Annotated in this window: 19 protein-coding genes; 9 read left to right on the top strand and 10 right to left on the bottom strand. The window is 73.5% G+C overall.

The genetic code is table 11. The features are described from left to right. Nucleotides 1-17 precede the first annotated feature (17 nt). A complete protein-coding gene (locus tag ACPCK6_RS04570; protein WP_423480422.1) occupies nucleotides 18-2,483 on the bottom strand; it encodes a putative bifunctional diguanylate cyclase/phosphodiesterase in 2,466 nt (821 codons plus the stop codon). 511 nt (nucleotides 2,484-2,994) lie between these two features. Here ACPCK6_RS04570 and ACPCK6_RS04565 point away from each other — a divergent pair. The 5 genes from ACPCK6_RS04565 to ACPCK6_RS04545 all read left to right on the top strand — a co-directional run bounded on the left by ACPCK6_RS04565 (nucleotide 2,995) and on the right by ACPCK6_RS04545 (nucleotide 9,099). Next, a complete protein-coding gene (locus tag ACPCK6_RS04565; protein ID WP_423480408.1) occupies nucleotides 2,995-6,147 on the top strand; it encodes an AfsR/SARP family transcriptional regulator in 3,153 nt (1,050 codons plus the stop codon). A 235-nt stretch (nucleotides 6,148-6,382) separates the two neighbouring features. Beyond that, nucleotides 6,383-6,874, top strand: coding sequence for a cyclic pyranopterin monophosphate synthase MoaC (gene moaC, locus ACPCK6_RS04560; protein WP_013289345.1), 492 nt, complete (start codon nucleotides 6,383-6,385; stop codon nucleotides 6,872-6,874). Next, a complete protein-coding gene (locus ACPCK6_RS04555) occupies nucleotides 6,871-7,341 on the top strand; it encodes a MogA/MoaB family molybdenum cofactor biosynthesis protein (protein WP_396881829.1) in 471 nt (156 codons plus the stop codon). Before moaC ends, ACPCK6_RS04555 begins: the two co-directional genes overlap by 4 nt. A 37-nt stretch (nucleotides 7,342-7,378) precedes the next feature. Next, a complete protein-coding gene (locus ACPCK6_RS04550) occupies nucleotides 7,379-8,638 on the top strand; it encodes a molybdopterin molybdotransferase MoeA (RefSeq protein WP_396881830.1) in 1,260 nt (419 codons plus the stop codon). Between the two features lie 35 nt (nucleotides 8,639-8,673). Next, nucleotides 8,674-9,099 carry a molybdenum cofactor biosynthesis protein MoaE gene (locus ACPCK6_RS04545; RefSeq protein ID WP_262013026.1) on the top strand — a complete coding sequence of 142 codons (426 nt, stop codon included), beginning with the start codon at nucleotides 8,674-8,676 and terminating at the stop codon, nucleotides 9,097-9,099. Between the two features lie 10 nt (nucleotides 9,100-9,109). On the opposite strand, the gene ACPCK6_RS04540 is transcribed toward ACPCK6_RS04545, so the two are convergent. Together ACPCK6_RS04540 and ACPCK6_RS04535 are read right to left on the bottom strand one after the other, a co-directional pair. Beyond that, a complete protein-coding gene (locus ACPCK6_RS04540; protein WP_318336193.1) occupies nucleotides 9,110-10,534 on the bottom strand; it encodes a glycosyltransferase 87 family protein in 1,425 nt (474 codons plus the stop codon). A 206-nt stretch (nucleotides 10,535-10,740) separates the two neighbouring features. Further along, nucleotides 10,741-11,286, bottom strand: coding sequence for a DoxX family protein (locus ACPCK6_RS04535; protein WP_135242562.1), 546 nt, complete (start codon nucleotides 11,284-11,286; stop codon nucleotides 10,741-10,743). Between the two features lie 135 nt (nucleotides 11,287-11,421). Between ACPCK6_RS04535 and ACPCK6_RS04530 the strand changes: the two genes are divergently transcribed. Continuing rightward, on the top strand, nucleotides 11,422-11,967 hold the full coding sequence (locus tag ACPCK6_RS04530) for a GNAT family N-acetyltransferase (protein WP_120572552.1): 546 nt from the start codon (nucleotides 11,422-11,424) through the stop codon (nucleotides 11,965-11,967). A 20-nt stretch (nucleotides 11,968-11,987) separates the two neighbouring features. Here the strand turns inward: ACPCK6_RS04530 and ACPCK6_RS04525 are convergent, their stop codons facing one another. Continuing rightward, nucleotides 11,988-13,223, bottom strand: coding sequence for a DUF8462 domain-containing protein (locus ACPCK6_RS04525; RefSeq protein ID WP_423480407.1), 1,236 nt, complete (start codon nucleotides 13,221-13,223; stop codon nucleotides 11,988-11,990). Nucleotides 13,224-13,366: 143 nt separating this feature from the next. Next, a complete protein-coding gene (locus ACPCK6_RS04520) occupies nucleotides 13,367-13,810 on the bottom strand; it encodes an LppU/SCO3897 family protein (protein WP_423480421.1) in 444 nt (147 codons plus the stop codon). A gap of 490 nt (nucleotides 13,811-14,300) precedes the next feature. Between ACPCK6_RS04520 and ACPCK6_RS04515 the strand changes: the two genes are divergently transcribed. Together ACPCK6_RS04515 and ACPCK6_RS04510 are read left to right on the top strand one after the other, a co-directional pair. Then, nucleotides 14,301-15,308 carry an EamA family transporter gene (locus tag ACPCK6_RS04515; RefSeq protein WP_423480406.1) on the top strand — a complete coding sequence of 336 codons (1,008 nt, stop codon included), beginning with the start codon at nucleotides 14,301-14,303 and terminating at the stop codon, nucleotides 15,306-15,308. A 10-nt stretch (nucleotides 15,309-15,318) separates the two neighbouring features. Beyond that, nucleotides 15,319-15,948, top strand: coding sequence for a prepilin peptidase (locus ACPCK6_RS04510; protein ID WP_423480405.1), 630 nt, complete (start codon nucleotides 15,319-15,321; stop codon nucleotides 15,946-15,948). A 48-nt stretch (nucleotides 15,949-15,996) separates the two neighbouring features. On the opposite strand, the gene ACPCK6_RS04505 is transcribed toward ACPCK6_RS04510, so the two are convergent. From ACPCK6_RS04505 to ACPCK6_RS04485, 5 genes are all read right to left on the bottom strand, one after another. Further along, complete coding sequence (locus tag ACPCK6_RS04505) at nucleotides 15,997-19,182, bottom strand: UvrD-helicase domain-containing protein (protein ID WP_423480404.1); 3,186 nt, start codon at nucleotides 19,180-19,182, stop codon at nucleotides 15,997-15,999. A 94-nt stretch (nucleotides 19,183-19,276) separates the two neighbouring features. Next, nucleotides 19,277-20,539: a metallophosphoesterase gene (locus tag ACPCK6_RS04500; RefSeq protein ID WP_423480403.1), complete on the bottom strand. Its 1,263-nt coding sequence runs from the start codon at nucleotides 20,537-20,539 to the stop codon at nucleotides 19,277-19,279. A 20-nt stretch (nucleotides 20,540-20,559) separates the two neighbouring features. After that, complete coding sequence (locus tag ACPCK6_RS04495; protein ID WP_396881836.1) at nucleotides 20,560-20,805, bottom strand: MoaD/ThiS family protein; 246 nt, start codon at nucleotides 20,803-20,805, stop codon at nucleotides 20,560-20,562. A gap of 2 nt (nucleotides 20,806-20,807) precedes the next feature. Continuing rightward, nucleotides 20,808-21,824 (bottom strand): GTP 3',8-cyclase MoaA, encoded by a 1,017-nt coding sequence (gene moaA, locus ACPCK6_RS04490; protein ID WP_396881837.1) that lies wholly within the window; start codon nucleotides 21,822-21,824, stop codon nucleotides 20,808-20,810. After that, nucleotides 21,821-22,735 carry a fructosamine kinase family protein gene (locus ACPCK6_RS04485; protein WP_423480402.1) on the bottom strand — a complete coding sequence of 305 codons (915 nt, stop codon included), beginning with the start codon at nucleotides 22,733-22,735 and terminating at the stop codon, nucleotides 21,821-21,823. The genes moaA and ACPCK6_RS04485 overlap by 4 nt, the downstream gene beginning before the upstream one ends. A gap of 152 nt (nucleotides 22,736-22,887) precedes the next feature. Here ACPCK6_RS04485 and ACPCK6_RS04480 point away from each other — a divergent pair, with 152 nt between their 5' ends. Further along, nucleotides 22,888-24,051, top strand: a complete 1,164-nt coding sequence (locus tag ACPCK6_RS04480; protein ID WP_423480401.1) for a DUF4192 domain-containing protein — start codon at nucleotides 22,888-22,890, stop codon at nucleotides 24,049-24,051. Nucleotides 24,052-24,119: the final 68 nt, after the last annotated feature.

The following is a 24,119-nucleotide window of genomic DNA, read 5'->3' as shown; positions in this document are numbered from 1 at the left end:
GGGGTGCCCCGGCCGGGTCAGGGTTGCCGGGCGTCGCTGGCGGCGGGGGGTGCCGGGCGGGTACGGCCGGTGCGGCGGCCGGGGAGGCGGATGACGGCGCCGGTGTCGTGCAGCGCGGGTGCGAGCGCGCCGGTCCGGCCGCCGTTGCCGCGTTGGAGGGCGGCGAGCAGCGCGGCGGCGGGCAGTGGCCGGGCGAACAGGTGGCCCTGCCCGGCGGCGCAGCCGAGTTCCCAGAGCGCGCGGCGTTGCGGTTCGCTCTCCACGCCTTCGGCGACGACGGTGAGGTCGAGGCTGCGGCCGAGGTCGAGGGTGGAGCGGATGACGGCGGCGGCTTCGGGCGCGGTCTCCATGGCGCCGACGAAGCTGCGATCGATCTTCAGTTCGTGTACGGGGATGCGGGAGAGCAGGGAGAGCGACGAGTATCCGGTGCCGAAGTCGTCGAGCGCGAGCCGGACGCCGGAGTCGCGCAGCCGGCTGAGGACGCGGTCGACGACGTCGAGCTGGCTGAGGGTGAGCGTCTCGGTCAGCTCCAGGACGAGCCGGTCCGGCGGGAGGTCGTGGGCGCGTAGCCGGGCCAGTACGGCGCCGGGGAAGCGGGCGTCGAGCAGGCTGCGTGGGGACACGTTCACCGAGACGGGCAGGTCGAAGCCGGCGTCGCGCCAGGAGCCGGCGGCGATGAGGGCCTGGTCGAGGATCGCCTCGGCGAAGGCGGGGAGCAGCCCGGAGCGTTCCACCGCTTCGAGGAAGCGCAGCGGGTCGATGAGCCCGTGGGTGGGGTGGTGCCAGCGGGCGAGTGCCTCGGCGCCGATCACCTCGCCGCTGCCGAGGTCGACGATGGGCTGGAAGTTGACGGTGAACTCGTGGTCGGCGACGGCGCGGGGCAGTTCGCCGCCGAGGGTGAGCCGGCTCAGGTCGGCGGTGTCGCGGGCCGGGGCGTAGGTGGCGACGCGTTGGCCGGCGCGTTTGGCCTGGTACATGGCGACGTCGGCGCGGCGCAGCAGTTCGGCCATGCCGCCGGTGGCGGGGGCGACGGCGATGCCGCCGCTGGCTTCCACGCTGATCCGCATGCCGTCGAGGTCGAGCGGGTCGTGCAGCGCCGCGAGCAGGGCCTCGGCGCGGTGGGCGGCGACGGCGGGGGCGGGCAGGCCGCGCAGGAGTACGGCGAACTCGTCGCCGCCGAGCCGGGCGACCAGGTCGTCGGGGCGTGCCGCGCCGCGGAGGCGTTCGGCGACCTGGATCAGCACCTGGTCGCCGGCGCCGTGCCCGAGGGTGTCGTTGACTTCCTTGAAGTGGTTGAGGTCGATCAGCACCAGGGCGGTGACGCCGTCGGCGTGCCGGCTGGTGAGCTGGGCGCTGCCCTCGTCGAGCAGGTGCCGCCGGTTGGACAGGCCGGTGAGGGCGTCGTGGGTGGCGGCGTAGGCGTGGTCCTCGGCGATGCGGGCGAGTTCGGCGTACGCCTGGGCGTTGCGGACCGCGGTGCAGAGGGCGGAGGCGAAGGTACGCAGGGTGTACTGCTCGCGTTCGGAGAGCTCGACCGGGCCGGCGAACCGCAGCCGCAGCACGCCGACGTCGTCGGTGCGGTCGTGGCCCTCCAGCACGATCGGCATGATCTGACCGTCGACGGCGCTGGGCCGGGGGGCTGTTCCGTCGTAGGCGATGTCCGTGCCGTTGCCCCGGATGGTGCGTCCGCCGTCGCGCAGTTCGATCTCGACCTCGTCGGCGGAGAAGAGTTCGCTGGCCTCGGTGACCGCTGTGGTGAGCACCTGGTCGAGGTCGACCACGTTGAGGGCGTCGGTGGCGCGGGCCAGGCGCTGCCATGCCTGCTGCTCGGTGCGGGTGCGGATCCGGCTGGAGTAGGCCAGGTGCAGGCTGAGCACCAGCGCGGGTACGGCGGGCAACAGGCGGGGGTCGACCCGCAGGATGAGTACGGTGCTGGCGGCCACCAGGAAGCGCAGGCCGAATCCGGCGAGCCGCAGGTCGAGGTCGTCGCGGAACTGCTGGAGGATCGGCGTGCGGGAGGCGAGCGCGATAACCGGGATCGCGAGGACGTCGTCGAGGACGGCGGCCACCAGGTAGACGAACCCCAGCAGCAGGACGATGCCGAGTGGCTCCCGAGGCGGCCAGGTGCTTCCCAGCAGCAGGGTGGCGACAGTGGCTCCGCCGGCCACCAGGGTGTGCTTCGCGATGGCGAATGCCACCTTGATGGGTGCCAGGCGGGTGACTGATCCGCACGCCACGCCGATCCCGGTGGCCAGGACGACCCACGAGGGTGGAGCGACGGCGAGGCCGATGACGATCGCGGTCTCGACCCAGGCGAAGTAGAAGGTGGTGGAGCGGATCCGCAGACGGGTCTTGATGACGGTGGCCAGCGTCACCGTGACGACGAGTGCGATGACGGTGACGAAGTCACGTGCGGAGTCGGGGTGTTGCGTACGGGCGGAGTAGATCGCGGTGAGGGCGACGATCGTCGCCCCCGCGACCAACGTGTAGACAATCCCGCGCAGGTGCGGGTCCACAGCCGTTCGGCTTTCTGTGGTTCGGCTCAACCCGCGTCACCCGCCGCTCACCGTCGGTATGCGATGAGCGGCAGCCTACCGCCTCACCCGGGTCCGGGAAACTCATCCCCATTCGGTGCTGCGCATTGTGCTGCCCTCCTCGAATATCGCTCCGGGGCGGAATGGTCACGGACTGAAGTCGTTACTTCGATCCGCTGCCGCGCATTGCCGCCGGCTGCCCTATGCCTTCTCGGTGCGTTTCCGCGCCTTGCTGACTGAGGGCAGATTAGGGGATATTCGAGTGGGTCTGAAAGAATTAATGTCGGTATGCGCAATATAAGTAACTATTGCAGCTTAAATGACGTTCTGTCCATGGCGTGCTTGCAGAGCGAAGCCAGGCTGTCTCCTTTGGGTACCCGCGCCGTCGCTGAATGCATCGAATAGCACGAGACCACTCAGTCCGTCAGTAGCGTCGCCTCGGCGGCGAAACATTACAACCGTGCTTCGGGCCACTTCGGCAGCCGTGTCGGACGAGGGCGACGACCGGCTGTCCGCCCAGCGTCTGAGCCGGGGCGACGCCTTTGTGACGAATCGATTACGCTGTCGCTCCGGTGGGCAGGTTGCCGACCGAGGCTGGAACAGCAGCGTGGAAATCCGGGTACTCGGGGGTCTGGCGGTACGGCTCGGCGCCGTGGACCTTCCGCTTGGAACCCCCAAGCAGCAGTTGGTGTTCGCGCTACTCGCCGTACGGGCCAACCAGTTGGTCACGCTGCACGACCTGGTGGACGAGCTGTGGCCGGACGCGCCACCTCGGTCGGCTGTCGCGAACGTCCGGACCTACGCCGCCAATCTGCGTCGGAGCCTCGACTCGGGTGCGGGCGACGCGCCGAGGATCGTCCGGGAACCGGGCGGTTACCGACTCCTCATCGACGCAGGTCTGATCGATCTTCACCGATTTAACTTCCACTTGCGCCGTGCCCGGGATCTGATGCGCGACGGGGAGGCCGCGCATGCGGCCTCCGTGCTCGTCGAGGTGGTCGACGCGGCGGCCCCGCTGCTCGCCGGCTTGGCGCTGGGGCCGGCGCTCGCCGTTCAGCGCGAGGCCGTCAGTGAGGAACGCCAGGCGGCGCTGGAACTGTTGACCGAGGCGTATCTCAGCCTCGGACGCCCTGAATCAGCGGTGTCGTTACTGCGTGACCACGTCTCGCATCAGCCGCTGCGCGAGCGGGCGCAGTGTCTCCTGATGCGCGCGCTCATCCAAGTGGGTGACCCGGGAGGCGCCCTCGCCGTCTACCGCGCCACTCGCGAGGCGTTGTCCGACCAGCTCGGCGTGTCGCCGAGCGCGGAGATGGAGCGACTTCGCATGGTCGCGGCCCGGGCCCGGCGCCGGATTCCGGAATCGGCGCACGAGGTGGAAGCGATCCGGAGTGCAGCGCATAAGCGCAATTGGTTGCCCCGGACAGTGATGGATTTCGTCGGCCGGGAGGAAACGGTCGATCGATTGTTGCGCGAAGTGCGCGAGGCGCCCGGCTCCGGCCCGACGATTCGGGTGATCGACGGCATGGCGGGCTGCGGCAAGACAACTCTCGCCCTGCACGTGGCCGCCCGGTCGACCGAGCGCTTCCCCGATGGGCAGCTCTTCGTCGACCTTCGGGGACACAGCGTGCGAACCCGGATGCGGCCCGCGGCGGCCTTGGACACGCTGCTTCGCCAACTGGGTGTGCCGACTGGCCGGATACCGCTGGAACTGCCCGACCGGCAGGAGATGTGGCGGCGCGAACTGGCCGCGCGCTCGGTGCTGGTGGTGCTCGACAACGCCGCCGACAGCCGGCAGGTCGAGCCGCTGCTACCCGTCTCCGGATCGGCCGTCTTCCTCGTCACCAGCCGGCGGCGCCTGCTGGCACTCACCGAACGACCGCCGGTGTCCCTCGCCGTCCTCACCGAGGCCGAGGCGCTCGAACTGCTCGCCACCCTCATCGGGAGCGGCCGGGTGGCGGCCGAGCCGGAGGCCGCGCGACAACTGGTCGACATCTGCGGCTGCCTCCCGCTCGCCGTCAGACTGGCCGGCACCCGGCTGGCACATCGGCCCGACTGGCGGATCTCCGACCTTGTCGACAGGTTGAGCCACAGGTCGATCTTCCTCCCCGGTCTCCGTGCCGAGGCGCGAAGCGTGATAGAGGCGTTCGCCGAGTCGTACGAGCCGCTCGACGAGGCGTGCCGGAAAGCCTTCCGATCCTTCGGGCTGGCGGCCGGGAACCACCTCGACACCGCCATGGTGGCAGCCCTGACCGACCTGCCCCTGCCGGACGCGGCGGACGTCCTCGACGAACTGGTGGACCGTCACCTCGTGCAGGAGACCTCGGCCGGCCGGTATCGCCTGCATGACCTGATGAGGCGTTACGCCGCCGAACTGGCCCGGCAGGAGGACGAGCCGACGACCGGACGACCGGCGATCCGGAACCTGCTGGATCACGTGTTGCACTCGGTGGTGCGGGCGTCCGCGTCGATCGAGGACGGCCGGGTGCTCGCGCAGCACCTGCGGCTCGGAGAACCGCTTCGACCGGATCTGCTCGCCGGACGCGTCGACCGCGACCTGGACTGGCTGGAGGAACAGCGGTCGAACCTGGACGCCTTCGTCCGTCAGGCGGCTGACCAGGGCCATGAACCGATGGCGTGGCGCCTGGCTCGCGCCGGTTGGCGGTTCTTCTACATTCGCGGTTACTTCGACGACATATCGGCCACGCACGCGGTGGGTCTCGTCGCCGCCCAGCGGTGCGGGGACAGGCACGCCGTGGCCCTCATGCACAACTATCTCGCCTCGGCGTGCGTACGCACCGGCGCCTACCAGGACGCCTCGGCACACCTGCACGAGGTGGTGTCGATCCTCACCGGGCTCGGTGACGAATCGGGCGCGCAGCGGGCACGGTTCAACCTCGGCGCCGTGCACTGGCTGACCGGGCGACTCCACCAGTCGCTCGAAGCCAACCGCATGACGCTGCGCAGCTACGCGCTGGACACCCTTCCGGTCCTGCCGAACCTCGGCCTCACGTTGCGCCACCTCGGTCGTTACGACGAGTCGATGGCGGTCCATCGGCTACACCTCTTCGCCGCCCGGATCAAGCAGGATCCGTTCCACATGTCGAACGCACTGGGGCATCTCGGTGGCCTCAGATACCGCCTGGGACAGAACGCCGCGGCGGAGCGCCTGCTCCGAGCCTCGCTCGCGCTCCGGGATCGCACCGGCAACGGCTTCGGCCGTGCCGAGACGCTCAGCGACCTCGCCGGCACCTACCGGCAACTCGGCCGCTACGACGACGCGCTGCGGCACCACGAGGCCGCCATCGAGGCCGCCGCCGCGTCCGGCGAGCGGGACGTCCAGGCCCGGGCACGCAACGAGCTGGCCGTCACCCTGGGAGCCACGGGGCGAGCCGCCGAGGCGGTGGCCGTCTTCGAGGAGGCACTCGCCATCGCCACCCGGATCGGCCATCCGTACGAGCAGGCCCGCGCCCTCGACGGCCTGGCCGGACACCTGGTGGAAAAGGAGCCGGCGCAGGCACGACGGTACCGGCAGCGCGCGCTGGCGATCTTCGAGCGGATGGGTGCGCCCGAGCGCCACGACCTGCGCCGACAGCTCGCCGAGACGCCTGCCTGAACCGGCTTATCGATTTCTTATCGCGGCGTTCGTTAGCGTCCCGGGCATCGGCCACGGGGAGGGTTCAGCGCCAGAGCGGACCCGGCCGAACGAGGTCCCCACCGCCAGTTCCCCCCAGCGAATCGGCGGTGGGCAGGTGAGGGAGGGGCGTCGTGCACGCGCACCCGACACGACGCTCCTCCCCGCCGCCGGCCGGAGCACCCGCGGCGTCGTACCCGGCGGATAGGGTCGGGCCGTGACCGAACCCGCGCAGCTCACCCACGTCGACCCGGCCGGTGCGGCCCGGATGGTCGACGTCTCCGCCAAGCCGGTCTCGGGCCGGCTCGCGGTCGCCGCCGGCCGCCTCCGCACCACCGCCGAAGTGGTGGAGTTGTTGCGCCGCGACGGCCTGCCCAAGGGCGACGCGCTCGCCGTCGGCCGGCTCGCCGGCATCATGGGCGCCAAGCGCACCCCCGACCTGATCCCGCTCTGCCACCCGATCGCGCTGCACGGCGTCACAGTCGACCTCGACCTCACCGCCGACACGGTGGAGATCACCGCCACCGCGAAGACCGCCGACCGCACGGGCGTGGAGATGGAGGCGCTGACCGCGGTGGCAGTCGCCGGGCTGGCCCTTGTCGACATGGTGAAGGCGGTCGACCCGGCCGCGTCGGTGGACGCCGTCCGGGTGCTCCGCAAGGAGGGCGGCAAGACCGGCGAGTGGGTCCGGCCGGAGGACCGGCCGTGATCCGGGCCCGGGTGATCGTGGCGTCGAACCGGGCCGCCGCCGGGGTCTACGAGGACACCAGCGGCCCACTGCTCGTGACCGGGCTGCGGGAGTTGGGGTGCGAGGTCGACGACCCGGTGGTGGTGCCGGACGGCGAACCGGTCGGCGACGCCCTGCGCGCGGCCCGCGCCGACGGCGTCGACGTGGTGCTGACCAGCGGCGGCACCGGCATCACCCCGACGGACCGCACGCCCGACGTGACCCGCGCGCTGCTCGACTACGAGATTCCCGGCATCGCCGAGGCGATCCGCGCGCACAGCCGCGACACCGTGCCGACGGCGGCGCTGTCCCGGGGCCTGGCCGGGGTGGCCGGCCGGACGCTCGTGGTCAACCTGCCCGGTTCACGCGGCGGCGCCCGGGACGGTCTGGCGGTGCTCGGGCCGATCCTGCGGCACGCCGTCGACCAGCTTCGCGGCGGCGACCACTGAACCCGCGAGGCACGTGCCCCGGCGTTAGGCTCGCCGGATGAGCACGGAAACCGAAGCCGCCGCGGCCGAGGCGGGCACGCCACCACCGGCCGGGTGGGAGGAGGCCCGCTCCCGGGTGTACGCGGTGGGCCTGTCCGCCGCGCTCCCCGCGGTGGCCCGGCCGCTGGCCGAGGCCGACGGGCACACCCTGGCCGAGCCGCTGACCACACGTACCGACCTGCCGGCGTTCCCCACCTCCAGCGTGGACGGCTGGGCGGTACGCGGCGCGGGGCCGTGGCGCGTCGCCGGGCGGGTGCTCGCCGGGCAGACCGCACCTCCGCTGGAGGCCGACGGCAGCACGGTGGAGATCGCCACCGGCGCGATGGTCCCCGAGGGCACGACGGCGATCCTGCGGATCGAGGAGTCGACGCGGACGGCGGACGGCCTGGTGGCCGGCACGCCCCGCCCGGCGCCGGAGTGGCGGGAGCCGGGCGAGGAGGCGTACCTCGGGGAGGAACTGCTGCCCGCCGGCACGCCGGTGGACCCGGCGGTGATCGGCCTGGCCGCCTCCTGCGGGCACGACACGCTGCGGGTCCGCCGCCCACCCCGGGCCGCGCTGCTGGTCTTCGGCGACGAGTTGCTCACCTCGGGTCCGCCCGGCGCGGGCCGGGTCCGCGACGCGCTCGGCCCGTCGGTGCCGGCCTGGCTGCGCCGCTACGGCTGCCAGGTACGCGCCGCCGACGTGGTCGGCCCGGTCGCCGACACGCTGCCCGCGCACGTGGCGGCGCTTCGGGGCGCGCTCGCCAACGCCGACCTGGTCTGCACGACCGGCGGCACCATGCACGGCCCGGTCGACCACCTGCACCCGACGCTGGAGGCGCTCGGCGCCGACTACGTGGTGAACACGGTGGCGGTGCGTCCGGGCTTTCCGATGCTGCTCGCCCGGCTGGTGGACGGCGACGGGCGGGTGCGGTTCGTGGCCGGCCTGCCCGGCAACCCGCAGTCGGCGGTGGTGGCGCTGGTGTCGCTCGTCGCGCCCCTGCTCGCGGGTCTCACCGGCCGGCAGATGCCGGTGCTCCCGCACGTGACGCTGGCCGAGCCGATTCCCGGGCGCGGCGACTACACCCATCTGGCGCTGGCCCGCTGGGACCGCGTCGCCGGCACCGCGTACCCGGTGCGGCACGTCGGCTCGGCGATGCTGCGCGGGCTGGCCGGCGCGGACGGGTTCGCGGTGATCCGGCCCGGCACCAGCGGCGCGGCCGGCGATCGGGTGCCGCTCGTGCCGCTGCCGTTGACCCCCGGGGAGCGGTTCGGGTGAGCGCGACGGACGAGCCGACGGGAGACGTCGTGACAGTGGAAGCAGGCGTGGTGCTCGGCGCGGTGACCGACCGGCCGCTCGACCTGGCCGAACACGAGGCGGCGGTCGCCGACCGCCGGGCCGGTGCGGTGGTGTCCTTCCAGGGCGTGGTCCGCGACCACGACCACGGGCGGGCGGTCACCCGGCTGGAGTACGAGGGCCACCCCACCGCCGAGGCGGTGCTGCGCGAGGTGGCGGCCGAGATCGCGGCCGACCCGCAGGTGTACGCGGTGGCGGTGTCGCACCGGATCGGCCCGCTGGAGATCGGGGACGTGGCGCTGGTGGCGGCGGTCAGCACGGCGCATCGCGCGGCCGCGTTCGCCGCCTGCGCCCGGCTGGTCGACGAGGTGAAGGCGCGGCTGCCGATCTGGAAGCGGCAGGTCTTCGACGACGGCACCGAGGAGTGGGTGAACTGCCCCTGAACCGGCCGGCTCAGCGTCGGCCGGCGAGCGCGGCGGTGCGGCCCAGCCGCTCGTGGTAGAACGCCGGCTCGGCGCCGGGACGCCACGGCAGCGCCGCGACGAGCACGATCAGCGCGATAGCCAGGGAGTTCTCCATCAGCGCGCCGAACAGGCCGTCCTGGTAGTGGGACACCTCGGGGAGCTGGTGCTCGTACGGCCAGATGGGTGAGATCAGGAACAGCAGGTAGAGCCCGAGCGCGCCGACGCCGTGGCGCAGGCCGGTCAACGTCGGGTACCAGATCGGTGGGCGCAGCGCCGGCACACCGTTTGCCGAGGGGCCGCCGGTGCCGCGCAGGGGCAGGCCGCGGCTGGCTTCGCGGCGGCGTACCGCGGCGTCGGCCAGCACGATGATCGACGGGATGACCCAGATCAGGTGGTGCGACCAGGAGATCGGGCTGATCACGTTGGCGGTGAGCCCGACCAGCGTGAACGCGGTCAACTCGTCGCCGTCGGCGCGGGCGCTCATCGCCCGGGACAGGCCCAGCGCCAGGATCAGCACCGAGAACGCCAGCCAGAGCAAGCCGGGCGTCTCGATCGAGTCGTAGAGCCGCGCCAGCAGACCGGCGAGGGACTGGTTGGCTGTCATGTCCGCCGCGCCGACCCGCTCGGTCTGCCAGAGCACGCCGGTGAAGTACGCGCGGGACTCCTCACCGAGCACACCGAACGTCGCGATGGTCACGCCGATCGTGGTGCCCACAGCGGTGAGCGCGGCCCGCCACTGCCGGGTGAGCATCAGGTAGGCCACGAACAGCGCCGGGGTGAGCTTGACCGCTGTGGCGAGACCGATGCCCACGCCGGCCCAGGCACCGCTGTAGACGAACCGGGCCAGCGGCGAGTCGGCCGTCTCGTAGTGGGTGCCCCGCTTGGCCCGCCAGCGCAGGCCTACCATGTCCGCCATGATCAGTGCGAACAGCAGCAGGTTGACCTGCCCGTAGCCGAGCGTCTCCCGGGACGGTTCGATGGCGACGGCGAGCGGGGTGGCGATGCCGGCGGTGAACCAGAGTGGCCAGCCGAGGCGGTCCACGATGGGGCGTAGCAGCGCGGCGAGGACGACGGCGAGCGCGCCGATGCTGGCGAGCGCGTTGACGAAGCCGGCACCGTCCACCGGCAGCCAGGTCATCGGCAGCATGACCAGGGCGGCGAACGGCGGGTAGGTGAAACCCAGCGTGGTCGACGGCGCGACGAAGTCGTACAGCTCGTTGCCGCCGGCCCACCACAGCACCGCGCCGTGGTAGATCTTCATGTCGAAGAAGTTGTACGGCCGTCCGAAAGCGCCGATGGCGAGCCACGCGGCGTACGACACGGCGGCGACGACGCCGAGACGCACGACGATCCGGCGGTCGACGCGGGAGGTCGGGGCGAGGCGGTTGGTCCGTCTACCGACTGTCGTCGGCATGGCGTGGCCACCCCCGTACCAAGGTCGTCGTACCCGTCCAGGTCCAGAACGGAGCCTAGAACGGCGCCTCACGTTGCTGCCTCCCGCGTTACGCGACCGTGTCCGATCCCACACGTGTTTTTGACATTTCCACCGCGTTAACGGGTCTCGGACGGTTCAGGTGATTGGTGGCCTTGCGGGGGGTGGTGGCCGTACGAGAACGCTTGTCAGCCGGGCATGCGACGGGCGGTCGCCGCGGAGCGTACGGCGATCTTCGCCTCGCGACGGGCGGTGCGGACCGCGCGCGTGACCGACCGGCGCGAGTGGTCGATCCGGTGGCCTGCGCGCCAGCGCAGGCCCGGCTTGCCCTCGGTGTCGGCGGCGGCGAGGAGGAGGCCGCCGAGCAGGCCGAGGTTCTTCAGGAAGTGGATCTGGTTGTTGTTGCGCGCGGCCGGGTCGTCGTTGTTCCAGAAGGCGTGCCCGGCGGCGGTGGTCGGGATCAGCGTGCCCGCGAGCACCAGCGCGGCCGGGCGGGTGAACCGGCCGGTGGCGAGCATCAGGCCGCCGACGAGCTGGGTGGCGGCGTTGGCCCGGATCAGCGAGACCGTGTCGGTGGGGATACGGGGGTGCACGTTCTGGATCAGCGGGGCGACCTTCCCGGTGACCGGTTCCGCGGCCTGCACCAGACGTTCCGGGTTGCGCAGGTTGCGGGCGCCGCTGACCACGAAGATGCCGCTCAACATGACTCGGGCGAGGGAGCGCACGGGCTTCATGGCTCAGTCTTACCCCGTCGGGGGCGTCGTCATCCCCGCAACACACGAAAGGTATCGGCCGACGTGGACGTCCGAACGGTATCGATTTCAGCGACCGTCGCGGATGGACCGGTCGCGTTCGGTAAGGTCGCGCGGGTGACGACGCTGCGACTACGCCCGGAGGGCCCCGCCGACGAGGCGCCGGTGGCCCGGGTGCTGGCCGCCGCCTTCGCCCGTCCCGACGTGGCCACCCCACCGGAGGTCGGCCTGGTCGAGGAACTGCGGCACAGCCCGGCGTGGATTCCGGAGCTGGCCATGGTCGCCGAGTACGGCGGCGAGGTGGTGGCGTACGCGCTGCTCACACGCGTCGGCGTGCGCACCGAACGCGGCACCTGGCCGGCGCTGGCCCTCGGGCCGGTGGCGGTGGCGCGGCACCGGCAGCGGCTGGGGCACGGCACGGCGGCGGTGCAGGCGGCACTGGACGCCGCGACCGAGCTGGGCGAGCGGCTGGTCGTGGTGCTGGGCGACCCGGCCTACTACCGGCGGTTCGGGTTCGGCCCGGCGGACCGGCTGGGCCTGACCAGTCCCTGGTCCGGGCTGGGGGAGCCGTGGCAGGCGCTGGTGCTGCCGCCGTCGGCGAGCGGGGAGCCGCCACCGCCGGCCGGCGAGGTGGTCTTCCCGCCACCGTGGTCGCGGGTCTGAGGCCGTTTCACGAGCAGCGGTCAGGCGGGCTGGGTACGCAGGTAGCGGCCGAAGTGCGGCACGGTGAACGCCACGGTCCCCCGCTCGCCGGAGTAGATCAGCCCCTTCTTGATCAGCGCGTCACGCGCCGGGGAGAGGCTGGCCGGCTTGCGGCCGAGCGCGCGGGCGATCTCGGCGGTCGGCACCGCCGCGTCCATGTCGTCCCGGCCGCCCTCCTCGCCGTCCACCAGCGCCAGCGTCGCCATCGCGCGCATGTACTCGCGTTCGGCAGGCGTGGCTCGCTCGAACCGGGAGCCGAAGAACCCCACCGCCAGTTCGGCCTCCGCCTCGGGCGCGGCGACCCGGACGTCCGCCGAGGTGATCGGGGAGCGGGGCGCGTGGTCCCAGGTGGCCTTGCCGTACGCCTGGACGAAGTAGGGATAGCCGCCGGACTTCTCGTAGAGCAGGTCGAGCGCCTTCTGCTCGTACTCGACCTCCTCCCGCTCGGCCGGCGCGCAGAGCGCCTGGTCGGCGGCGATCCGGTCGAGCCGGTCGATGCGCTGGTAGCGGTAGAGCCGCTCGGAGTACGACTTGGCGGCGCTGAGCACGGCCGGCAGGTGCGGCAGGCCCGCGCCCACGACGATCAGCGGCGCACCGAGCTGGGACAGCTCGTGGCAGGCGGCGCAGAGCGCGGAGACGTCCTCGGCGCCGACGTCCTGCATCTCGTCGATGAAGATCGCGATGCCGGTGCCGACGTCGGTGGCGACCGCCGCCGCGTCGCTGAGCAGTTCGACCAGGTCGATCTCGATGTCGCCGGAGTCGGCGCGGCCGCTGCTCGCCGGTACGTCGATGCCGGGCTGCCAGCGGTCGCGCAGCCTGGGTGCCGCGCCGCCCCGTCCGGTGGGGGCGGAGCGCTGCGCGAACGCCTTGAGGACGCCGAGGAACGCGTCGATCCGGTCCGGTGCGCGGTGCCGGGGTGCCAGTTCGCGGACCGCCATGTGCAGCGCGGCGGCGATCGGGCGGCGCAGTGACTGGTCCGGCCGGGCCTCGATCTTGCCGGTGCCCCAGAGATGGTTGATCGCCTCGGAACGCAGCGTGTTGAGCAGGACCGTCTTGCCGACTCCCCGCAGGCCGGTGAGCATCAGGCTGCGTTCGGGGCGACCGCGGGCGATCCGTTCCAGCACCACGTCGAAGACGTCCAGTTCCCGCCCCCGCCCGGCGAGTTCGGGCGGGCGCTGGCCGGCGCCCGGTGCGTACGGGTTGCGGACCGGATCCACGAATCGCACAGTATCGGGTTCTCTAGTGACCAGGCTAGATGCGCGTAGAGGCGGCTACCGCGTGTCGGCCTCGATACAAAACTAGGGCTGTCTAGCGTGGATGCTAGACAGCCCTAGTTTTGGTTACCGACAGGCGGACAGGGTCAGCGGCGCTTCAGGCAGAGCACGAAGTCGAGCGTGTCCAGCTCACTGTCGAAGAAGTACCAGTCGGTGTAACCGGCCACCTTCCCGCACTTCGCCTCCGCGTCCTTCTTGCCGCTCGTCGCGCCGTCGATGCGGCGCAGCACCTCGTACGTCTTCGGGGCGCAGTCGGCGATCACCAGCTTCGGCTGGCCACCGCCACCCTCGTTGGCGACGCACTGGCCCGCCTTGACGAAACGCGGATCGGTCGACGAGGCCGGAGCCGCCGTCGTGGGCGTCGTGTCGGCCGGCTCGCTCGGCGGCACGGCCTCGCCGGTCGGATCCGCTACCGGCGGGGTGGCGGCCGTCGTGCCGCCGGTCGGCGTCTGCTCGTCCCGGCCCAGCATCCAGTACGCCCCGGCGCCGCCCAGCAGCAGCACGGCCAGCACGATCACCACCACCAGCAGCGGGCCCTTCCCGCGCTTCGGCGGCGCCGGCTCGGCGTACGGCGGCTGACCACCCCCGTACTGCGGCCCGGCATAGGGGTCACCCGGATGACCCTGCTGCGGGGACCAGGCCGGGCCCGGCTCGAAGCGCTGCGTCGGCGGCCCGTACTGATCGGCCGGCGGGCCGTACCGGTCGGCGGGCCCGTGCTGCTGGGCAGGCGGCCCGTACTGGTCGGGCGGACCGTACTGGTCGGCGGGCGGGCCGTACGGCCGCGCGCCCGGCGGGCCGTACCGCGGATCCGGCTGCGGGGCGTAACGCGGATCGCCCTGCGGGGCGTAGCGGGGGTCGGGCTGCGGGGCGTAGCCGTCGTCGGGCCGTCCCCAGGGGTCGGGAGAGCCGCCGCCCGGTGGACCGAAGTTCGACATGAACGCCTCCTGCGTACGCCAGTGCTGAGAGGCCGGCCACCAACTGGGGACGCCGACGCCGTGGTCACCGTAGCGTGGTCAGACGATGAGCTCACGCCCCACGAGTGCGACGAACGTCGTCGATTCCGCGATGCCGCCGGCCCGCACCGCGCTGATCTGGACCGCCCTCGTGCTGGTCTACCTGCTGTGGGGCTCGACATACCTGGGCATCCGGGTCGCCGTCGAGTCCCTGCCGCCACTGATCTCCGCTGCCATGCGGTTCGCCGCCGCCGCGGTGGTGCTCGCGGTCGTGCTGCGCCTGCGACGCGGACCCGGCGCGTTGCGGGTGCCCGCGCACCGCGTCGGCTCGGCCGCGCTGATCGGCGTGCTGCTGCTCGCCGGCGGCAACGGTCTGGTGGTGCTCGCCGAGTCCGGCCCGCCCGGGACCGCCGTACCGTCCGGGGTGGCGGCGCTGCTCGTCGCCACCGTGCCGCTGCTCGTGGTGCTGCTGCGGACGGCAGGCGGGGACCGGCCACGACCCTGGACGTTCCTCGGGGTGGCGCTCGGCTTCGCCGGCCTGGTCCTGCTCGTGCTGCCCCGCGACGGCGTCGACGGCGTGCCGGTCGCGGGCGCGCTGACCGTGGTCGCCGCGGCGGCGAGCTGGTCGGTCGGCTCGTACCTGTCCGGGAAGATCCGGATGCCCGCCGACCCGTTCGTGGCCACCGTCTACGAGATGGTCGCGGGCGCTGCGGTGCTCGCGCTCGTCGGCGTGGCCCGGGGTGAGCTGCGCGGCTTCTCCTTCGCGGACGTGACCGGACGGTCCTGGGCGGCGATGGCCTACCTGATGGTGGCCGGATCGCTCGTCGCCTTCACCGCGTACGTCTGGCTGCTCGCCCACGCGCCGATCTCCCTGGTCTCCACGTACGCGTACGTGAACCCGGTGGTCGCGGTGATACTCGGCGCGCTGTTCGTCGCCGAACCGATCACCTCGCAGGTGCTGATGGGCGGCGCGGTCATCGTGGTCGGCGTGGCGGTGGTGGTGAGCACCGAGCGACCCCGCCGTTCCCCGCCACCAGCCGTCAACGGGACGGCCGGGGAGCCCGCCCGGCGGTAGCGTCCCGGCCGTGTCGGTGCTGCTGGTGACGGGGATCGCCCTGCTCGGTGCGGCGGCCGGGTGGGCGGCTGTGCCGGTCGGCCGGTCGCTCGTCACGGTGCCCCCTGGCGGCGCTCCGCGCCGGAGCACGCTCGCCCTGGTCGGCGTCGTGGTGTTCGGCGGGCTCGCCGCCACCAGGGGCGCCGACCCGGCACTGCCCGCGCTGCTGCTGGTCGCCGCCACCGGGCTGGTCCTCACGGTCACCGACCTGACCGCGCTGCGGCTGCCCGACCCGCTCGTCGGCGTGGTCGCGCTCGGCGGCGGGCTCGGCCTCACCGCTGCGACGGCGGCGACCGGCGAACCGCGCCGCCTGGCCGTCGCCGTGGCCGGGGCCGCGCTCTCCCTCATCGGGTACGCGCTGCTGGCCCTGCTGCCCCGCGCCCGGCTCGGCTTCGGCGACGTGAAGCTCGCCGCCGCACTCGGACTGCCGCTGGGCTGGCTCGGCTGGCCGGCGCTGCGGCTCGGGCTGCTCCTGCCGCACGTGCTCGCCGGAGTCGCGGTGCTCGTCCTGCTCGCCGCCGGCCGGGTACGCCGGGACACGCCGGTGCCGTTCGGACCGGCGCTGCTCGGCGGCGCGTGGCTCGCCGCCGTCCTCACCTGAATCGTGCGGGCCTGGCCCGGCGTTCGTGGCCCGCCGGACCCGCGCCGGTCAGATCAGCCGGAGCTGGTGGTCCTTCGGACGGCGGGGCTCGGTCGCGTCCAGGCGCTCGAACAACGCCGGGTCGATCACGCCGAGGAACGGCGACGGGCGGGTGTCGCGTTCCGCGCCGTGCCGGGCGCGCCGGCCCGCATGGCTGACGTAGAGCCGGTCCTGTGCCCGGGTCAACCCGACGAAGAACAGCCGCCGCTCCTCGGCCACCGCGTCGTCGTCCGGCTCGGCGCCGGGCCAGCGCAGCGGCAGCAGACCGTCCTCGGCGCCGACCAGGAACACCACCGGGAACTCCAGGCCCTTCGCGGCGTGCAGCGTGAGCAGCGTGACCGCCTCGGCGCGCGGGTCCAGCGCGTCCACCTCCGCGCCGGTGGCGAGCTGGTTGAGGAACAGGTCCAGGTCCTCGCCGCAGCGCCGGGCCAGCGGGGTGAGCAGGTCGACCGCCGTGCGGACGTCCTCGGGGCGTACCGCGCCGGAGCCGTCGAGCGTGGGCACCGCGAAGCGCTCGGCCAGGATCTGCCCGGCCTGGCGTACCCGGGCGGCGAGCGAACCGTCGAGCCCGGCGTGGCGCAGCTCGCGGGCGATCGCCGGTACGCCGGGACGGTCGCGCAGCCGGTCGTGCGAGCGCTTCTGCACCGGGATGTTCGCCCGGGCCAGCGCGTCCACGATCGGCGCGGCCTGCGCGTCGGTGCGGTACAGCACCGCGATGTCGGAGAAGGACAGCGAGGTGGTCCGCCCGTCGATCCGCCCCGAGTCGAGCGAACGGTGGGACAGGCCGCCGACCAGCTCGTCCACGGTACGGGCCACGAAGTCGGCCTCGTCGTAGGCGGAACTCGCCGCGTACCGGCCGACGAGCGGCGCCTCCGGGTCGAGCCGGGCCGGGTCGAGACGACGGCCGCGCACCAGCGACGACGGCGCGATGGCCTGCACGGCGGCGGCCAGGATCGGCGCCGAGGAGCGGTAGTTGCGGTTCAGCCGGACCAGCCGGGCGTCGGTGAAGTCCTGCGAGAAGCGCAGGAAGTAGCCCACGTCGGCGCCCCGGAACGAGTAGATCGCCTGGTCCGGGTCACCGATCGCGCACAGGTTCCCGTCCGGCGGGCTGAGCAGCCGCAGCAGGTCGTACTGGACCGCGTCGACGTCCTGGTACTCGTCGACGAAGATCCACTTCCACCGCTCGCGGTACTCCCGGACCAGCTTCCGATCGCCCTTCAGCAGGGCCACCGGCAGCGTCAGCAGCTCGTCCAGGTCGACCAGGTCCCGCTTGCGCAGCAGTGCCACGTACCGCTCGTCGTCGTCACCGGCCTCGGCACGCGCCGCCGCCCGGTCCGCGTCGTCGGCGATCCGGAAGTCCGCCGGCAGCCCGGCCGCCGCCGCGTTCTCCCGCAGCACGGTCAGGCCGAGCGAGTGGAACGTGCCGACTGTGACGTCCTCGGCGACCGGGCCGAGCAGCCCGTCCAGCCGGTGCCGCAGCTCCTCGGCCGCCCGCCGGGTGAACGTGATCGCCAGGCACTGGTCGGGGAAGACGTTCAGCTCCGCGCACAGGTACGCGATCCGGTGGGTGAGCGTCCGCGTCTTGCCGGTGCCCGGACCGGCCACGATCAGCAGCGGGCCACCCGGCGCCGACGCGGCCACCCGCTGCATCGCGTCCAGCCGGTCCAGCAGGCCGGTGCCGACCTCCTCCATCCCGGCGAGCATCGGCTCGAACGGCTCGTGCGGAGACGGCGGCGGCGCGATCGGGGGCGCCGGCGGCGGCGTGCGCTTCGGCTCCGGCCGGGCCGCCGCCGGGCGCTTGGCCTTCGGCTTCGGTGCCGGCTCCGCGGGCCGCCGCTGCGCGGGCACCGGTACGTCGAACAGCGTCTCCTGCCCGGCCCGGGCACCCGGAGCGCCCAGTTCCGCCGGGTCGAACAGCGTGATCACGCCGTACTCCCCGTCGTAGCCCGGCACCCGGCGCACGTCGCCGCGCCGCAGCCGGCCGATGCCCTCAGCGAGCAGCTCGCCGCCGACGCGACCGATCTCCTCGATCGGGGTGCGCGTCAGGATCTCCAGCTCCGGGCCGAGCGCGGCGATCAGCTCGTTGAGCTTGCCCTCTACCTTCTTCGACCGCGCGCCGACCCGGTTCAACTCACCCAGGATCTCGGCCAGCGGCACCAGATGCGTCACCTCGCGCGCGTGCGCCGGACGGTGCCCCACCGGTCGGTCCGCCAGCTCCTCCACCCGGCTGAGTACGCCCACCGTGAGCGGCTTGCCACACTCCGGGCAGCGCCCGCCTGCCTCACGGGTCCGCTCCGGCGACCAGTTCACGCCGCACAGACGGTGCCCGTCGGCGTGGTACTTGCCCTCCTCCGGGAAGAACTCCACCGTGCCCGCGAGCCCGTCACCGGTACGCAGCGCCTCGCGGATCGCGAAGTAGTCGCGGGCGGCGGTCAGGACCGTCGCCTCCCGGGCCAGCGCGGGCGGCGAGTGCGCGTCCGAGTTCGACACCAGCTGGTAGCGGTCCAGGCTGCCGACCCGCCAGTTCATCTCCGGGTCGGACGACAGGCCGGTCTCCACCGCGAAGATGTGCTCGGCCAGATCCGCGTAGCAGTCGGCGATCGCGTCGAAGCCGGACTTCGAGCCGAGCGCGGAGAACCACGGCGTCCAGATGTGCGCGGGCACCAGGTAGCCGTCCGGGCTCGCCTCCAGCGTGATCTCCAGCAGGTCGCGGGAGTCCAGCCCGAGGATCGGCCGGCCGTCCGAGCCGAGGTTGCCGATCCGGCCCAGCGCGGTGTTGAACCGGGCCACCGCGTCCAGGTCCGGCAGGTAGATCAGGTGGTGCACCTTGCGCGTCCGGTCGTCGCGCTTGTAGATCGTGGAGATCTCCACGCTCAGCATGAACCGGACCGGGTCGGCCTCCGCCTCACTGGCGAGCCGGGGCGGCAATCGACGGGCCACGTCCCGCTCCGCCTCGGGCGAGAGCCGGTACAGGCCCGGCTCGGCCGGATGCAGCGTCTCCCGCAGGTGGTCGTACCAGGCGGGATGGGTGAAGTCGCCGGTGCCGAGCACGCCGATGCCCTTGCGCCGGGCCCACCAGGCCAGGTTCGGCAGGGTCAGGTCGCGGCTGCACGCGCGGGAGTACTTCGAGTGGATGTGCAGATCCGCGACGTACGGCGGGAGGCCACCGGGGGGTGCGGCGCTGAACGGAGGCACGCCGCATCCTGTCACGTCCGGTCCACCGCCCGCCCGTCGCCACGCGTACGGGTGACCTGAGCAATGCGGTGCTGGACTCGGCGGCCCATGCACGCTATTGCGCGCGCAGCTCGACGAGCGTCACCTGGGGAGGCGCGCCCACCCGCACCGGCGGGCCCCAGAAGCCGGCGCCGTTCGTGACGTAGACCTTCGTGCCGTCGACCTCGCCGAGACCGGAGACCACCGGCTGTTCGAGCTTCACCGCCAGGTTGAACGGCACCATCTGGCCGCCGTGCGTGTGCCCGGAGAGTTGCAGGTCGACGCCGAACTTCGCCGCCTCCTGCGCGGCCACCGGCTGGTGCGCCAGCAGCACCACCGGCCGGCTCGGGTCGCGGTCACCGAGGGCGGCGGCGTAGTCGGCGGGCGCGGCCACCCCGGTGCCGGCGGCGCTCACGTCGTTCACCCCGGCGAGGTCCAGCACACCGCCCCGGGCCTGGATCTCCTGCCGCTCGTTCTGGAGCACGCGCAGGCCGAGCCGGTCCACCTCGCGGACCCACTCCTCCACGCCCGAGTAGTACTCGTGGTTGCCGGTGACGAAGAAGCTGCCGTACCGGGACCGCAGGTCGCGCAGCGGCTCGGCGGCCTCACCCAGCTCGGCCACCGTGCCGTCGACCAGGTCACCGACCACCGCGACCAGGTCGGCGTCCATCCGGTTGATCATCGCGACGATCTGCTCGGTGTGCGCCCTGCCGCGCAGCGGCCCGAGGTGGATGTCCGAGACGGTGGCGATACGCAGGCCGTCCATGCTCCGGGGCAGCTTGGCCAGCGGGATCTGCACCCGGTCGAGCTGCGGCGGGCCCATCGCGGTGCGGACGCCGTACCCGGTGACGCCGGCGGCGGTGAGCCCGGCGAAGATCGCCGCCCCGCGCGCGAGCAGCAAGCGCCGGGAGGGGTCGTGGTCCGGCGCGTGGGTGCCGGGCGGCGGCGCGTCGGTGCTGTCGACAGGCGGCGGCGTCGCACCCTCCGCCGTCGCGGCGCCGACGAGCGCGGGCTCCGGCTCCGGACCGGCGGCGACCGCCGCGCGGGCCCGCCGGCGCAGCACGAGCCGGACCACGGCGGTCGGCACCTCCAGCACCAGCAGCAGCACCAGCAGGTAGAACATGAGCGCGACCCAGAGGTAGCCGGGCCAGGCCAGCCAGTACCAGCCGTTGCGGGTGCCCGCCATGGTCACCGGTACGAGCACCGCCAGCGCCGCGATCGCCACGCCACCGGCCCGGCGCCACCGCCCGGGGCGCGTGGTGTCCCGGACCAGCCGCTTCCACAGGTAGAAGTGGATCAGGCCGATCACGAGCACGACGAAGCCCAGGAATGTCGCCATCGCCAGCACGTGTGCCCCCCTCAGCCGCCCGCGAAGGGCGGCAGCACGTCCACCGTCACCCCGGCCGGCAACAGTGCCCGTCGATCATGACAGGCCACACCGTCGACCAGGAAACTCGCCGCCTTCAGCACCACCGCGAGGCGTTCGCCGTGCCGGGCGGACAGGTCATCGAGGAGTTCGTCCAGTGATACGCCGGCGGATGCGGTCTCCTCGGGTCGTCCGGCGGCCGCGCGGGCGCCGGCGAAGTAGCGGACGGTGAGCTCCACCCTCAGCCTCCGATCGCCGACATCGAGCGTGCGGGCTGGAGGAACGTGGGGTCGTCGATGCCGTGCCCGGCCCGCTTGGCCCACATCGCGGACCGCCAGCGGCGAGCCAGCTCCTCGTCGTCCGCGCCGTCGCGCAACGCGCCGCGCAGGTCCGACTCCTCGGTGGCGAACAGGCAGTTGCGCACCTGGCCGTCGGCGGTGAGCCGGGTGCGGTCGCAGTCGCCGCAGAACGGCCGGGTCACGCTGGCGATCACCCCGACCCGGGCCGGCCCGCCGTCCACCAGCCACGTCTCGGCCGGTGCCGCGCCCCGCTCGGACGGGTCCGGCGTGAGCGCGAACGCGGCGCGCAGGGAGGCCAGGATCTCGTCGGCGGTGACCATGGTCGAGCGGTCCCAGCCGTGCTGGGCGTCGAGCGGCATCTGCTCGATGAACCGCAGCTCGTAGCCGTGCGCGAGGGCGAACCGGAGCAGCGCGGGCGCCTCGTCGTCGTTCGTGCCCCGCATGAGCACCGAGTTGATCTTCACCGGGGTCAGCCCGGCTTCGGCGGCCCCGGCCAGCCCGGCGAGCACGTCGGCGAGCCGGTCGCGGCGGGTCAGCGCGGTGAACCGGTCCCGGTCCAGCGTGTCGAGCGAGACGTTGACGCGGTCCAGTCCGGCCGCGCGCAGCGCCGGCGCCATGCGGGCCAGGCCGATGCCGTTGGTGGTCAGCGAGACGCGCGGCCGGGGCGTGAGCGCGGCGACCGCCGCCACGATGCCGGGCAGGCCGGGCCGGATGAGCGGCTCACCGCCGGTGAAGCGCACCTCGGTGATGCCGAGCCGGGTCACCGCGACACCCACCAGCCGGACGATCTCGTCGTCGGTGAGCAGCTGCGGATTGGCCAGCCAGGGCAGGCCCTCGGCCGGCATGCAGTAGGTGCAGCGCAGGTTGCACTTGTCGGTGAGCGAGACCCGCAGGTCCCGGGCGACACGGCCGTACCGGTCGGCGAGAACGCCGTCGGTCGTCGTCCGGGGGGTACTCATCGGTCGACCGTAGCGCGGTCGAGCCCGCGGAGGGCGGCACGGGCGGTCGAACCCACGGCGTCCGCGTACGCCGCGCCGAAGATCGCGGTGTGCACGAGCAGCAGGTGCAACTGGTGCAGCGGCACCCGCTCCCGCCACCCGTCGGCGAGCGGCCACGCCTCCCGGTAGGCCGCCATGATCCGGTCCAGGTGCGGCGGGCCGCCGAACAGCGCGAGCTGCGCCAGGTCGGTCTCGCGGTGGCCGCCGTGCGCGGCCGGGTCGACCAGCCACACCCGGTCGTCGGCACCCCAGAGCAGATTGCCCGGCCAGAGATCGCCGTGCAGCCGGGCCGGCGGCTCGTCACCGCCGAACTCGCCGATCCGGTCGACGACCTGCTCGACGAGCGCCGCCCCGGCGCCGTCGAGCGCCCCACCGTCGACCGACAGGCGCAGGTAGGGCAGGAGGCGGCGCCGGGCGAACCAGTCCGGCCACGGACCGGGGTCGGGCGTGTTGTCCTGCGGCAGCGCGCCGATGAACCCCGGCCAGTCCGCGCCGAACGCGGGCGCCCCGGCGCGGTGCAGCCCGGCCAGGTCGCGGCCGAACGCCTCCGCGGCCTCCGGCGTCGGCTCGCCGGGCTCCACCCAGTCGAGCGCCAGCAGGTCGGGCAACGCGACGAACACATCCGGTACGGGCACCGAGCCGGCCTCGCGCAGCCAGCGCAGCCCGGCCGCCTCGGCGGCGAAGAAGCCCTCCGGCAGCGGACGCGCGGCCCGTTCCGGCCACGTCTTGGCGAACACCGAGTGCCCGTCGTCCAGCGTGAGCCGGGAGGCGGCGCAGATGTCACCACCGGACACCGGCGTCTCCCGGATCCGCTGGTGGGTCAGGAAGGTCGGCAGGTGCTCCGGGTGTGCCCGCAGGTACGCCAGGTCCATGTGCGCAAGGTAGCCGGTACCCCGGACATCCGTGTGCCGAGCGCCGCCGCCGATCGCCGCTGAGCTGCACCGATACGCTCCGTATCTGTGGACGGACGGCGTGTCGTCCACAGGGGCGGACGCGGTGGCACTCGGCCGCCCACGCTCCCGGCATGAACTCCACCGAGCCAGCGCGCCTCTCCGTCCGCTCGCCGGCCGACATGGTCGCGGCCGTGCCCTACCTGCTCGGCTTCCATCCCGCCGACAGTGTCGTGGTGGTCGCGGTACGCGGCCGCCGCGTCGTCTTCGCCGCCCGAGGCGACCTGCCCGCACCGGGCGTCGACCCCGGCCCGGCGGCCCGGCACCTGGCGCAGGTGGTGGCCCGGCAGGACGCCGACGCCGCCACAGTCGTCGGCTACGGTCCGGCCGCCCGGGTGACGGGGATCGTGGACGCGATCGGCGACGCGCTGACCGCCACCGGTCTTACGGTGCTCGACGCGCTGCGGGTCACCGACGGGCGCTGGTGGTCGTACCTGTGCGCCGAGCCGTCCTGCTGCCCACCCGAGGGCACCCCGTACGACCCGGCCGCCAGCCAGGTCAGCGCGGCCGCCGTGTTCGCCGGTCAGGTCGCGCTGCCCGACCGGGCCGCGCTGGTCGCGCAGGTGTCCCCGCTCGACGGGCCGGTCCGGCTCGCCATGCGCCGGGCCACCGCTCGGGCCCGTCTCCGCCTGGCCGCGCTCACCGGGCCCCCGTCCGCACCGTCGGCCGGAAGCCCGCTGGGCGGCGCACCGGCCGACGGCTCCGGGCCGGGCGGACAGGCGTCGATTCCGGCCGACGGCCCCGGGTCGGACGGGGAGTTGCCGGTTCCGGCCGACGGCCCCGCTTCGGGTGCGGCGCCGCGTGCGGTGCGGACGGCGGGTACGGCAGCCGTGCGAGCCGCCTTTCGCCGGCAGCGGCGCGGCGAGCGGATGGACGACGACGAGGTGGCCTGGCTGACAGTGCTCCTCGTCCACGCCGCGGTACGCGACCACGCCTGGTCCCGGACCGACGGCCGGGACGAGGACATCAGCCTCTGGACGGACGTGCTGCGGCGCGCCGAGCCGGACCTGATCGCCGCGCCGGGCTGCCTGCTCGCGTTCGCCGCGTGGCGATCGGGGCACGGGGCACTGGCCGCCGTCGCCCTGGAGCGGGTGTTGTCCGCCCACCCCGGCTACTCGCTCGCGGTGCTGTTGGACGAGGCGCTCCGGCGTGGCGTCGCCCCGTCCGCGCTGGACGGCCGGGGCGGTCCGAACGACGGCGCGGTGCTGCGCCGCCGCCGCCGACGCCCACGCCGGTGAGCGCTCACCCGTGTCTGCCGGACCGGCCCGCCGATGAGCGCTCACCGTCCGCCGGGACGGCCTCGCCG

Origin of the sequence: Micromonospora sp. AB353 (genome assembly GCF_049538395.1) — a bacterium.
Taxonomy (GTDB): domain Bacteria; phylum Actinomycetota; class Actinomycetes; order Mycobacteriales; family Micromonosporaceae; genus Micromonospora; species Micromonospora aurantiaca.
The sequence above is the reverse complement of the archived record's forward strand: the minus strand, read 5'-3'. Positions and strand labels throughout refer to the sequence as shown.

What these genes read in the sequence shown, in the direction of transcription:
- ACPCK6_RS04550 (WP_396881830.1), top strand. Translation starts at nt 7,379, where the DNA reads ATGAGCACGGAAACCGAAGCCGCCGCGGCCGAGGCGGGCACGCCACCA.
- ACPCK6_RS04540 (WP_318336193.1), bottom strand. Translation starts at nt 10,534, where the DNA reads ATGCCGACGACAGTCGGTAGACGGACCAACCGCCTCGCCCCGACCTCC.
- ACPCK6_RS04535 (WP_135242562.1), bottom strand. Translation starts at nt 11,286, where the DNA reads ATGAAGCCCGTGCGCTCCCTCGCCCGAGTCATGTTGAGCGGCATCTTC.
- ACPCK6_RS04515 (WP_423480406.1), top strand. Translation starts at nt 14,301, where the DNA reads ATGAGCTCACGCCCCACGAGTGCGACGAACGTCGTCGATTCCGCGATG.
- ACPCK6_RS04500 (WP_423480403.1), bottom strand. Translation starts at nt 20,539, where the DNA reads ATGGCGACATTCCTGGGCTTCGTCGTGCTCGTGATCGGCCTGATCCAC.
- moaA (WP_396881837.1), bottom strand. Translation starts at nt 21,824, where the DNA reads ATGAGTACCCCCCGGACGACGACCGACGGCGTTCTCGCCGACCGGTAC.
- ACPCK6_RS04485 (WP_423480402.1), bottom strand. Translation starts at nt 22,735, where the DNA reads ATGGACCTGGCGTACCTGCGGGCACACCCGGAGCACCTGCCGACCTTC.
- ACPCK6_RS04480 (WP_423480401.1), top strand. Translation starts at nt 22,888, where the DNA reads ATGAACTCCACCGAGCCAGCGCGCCTCTCCGTCCGCTCGCCGGCCGAC.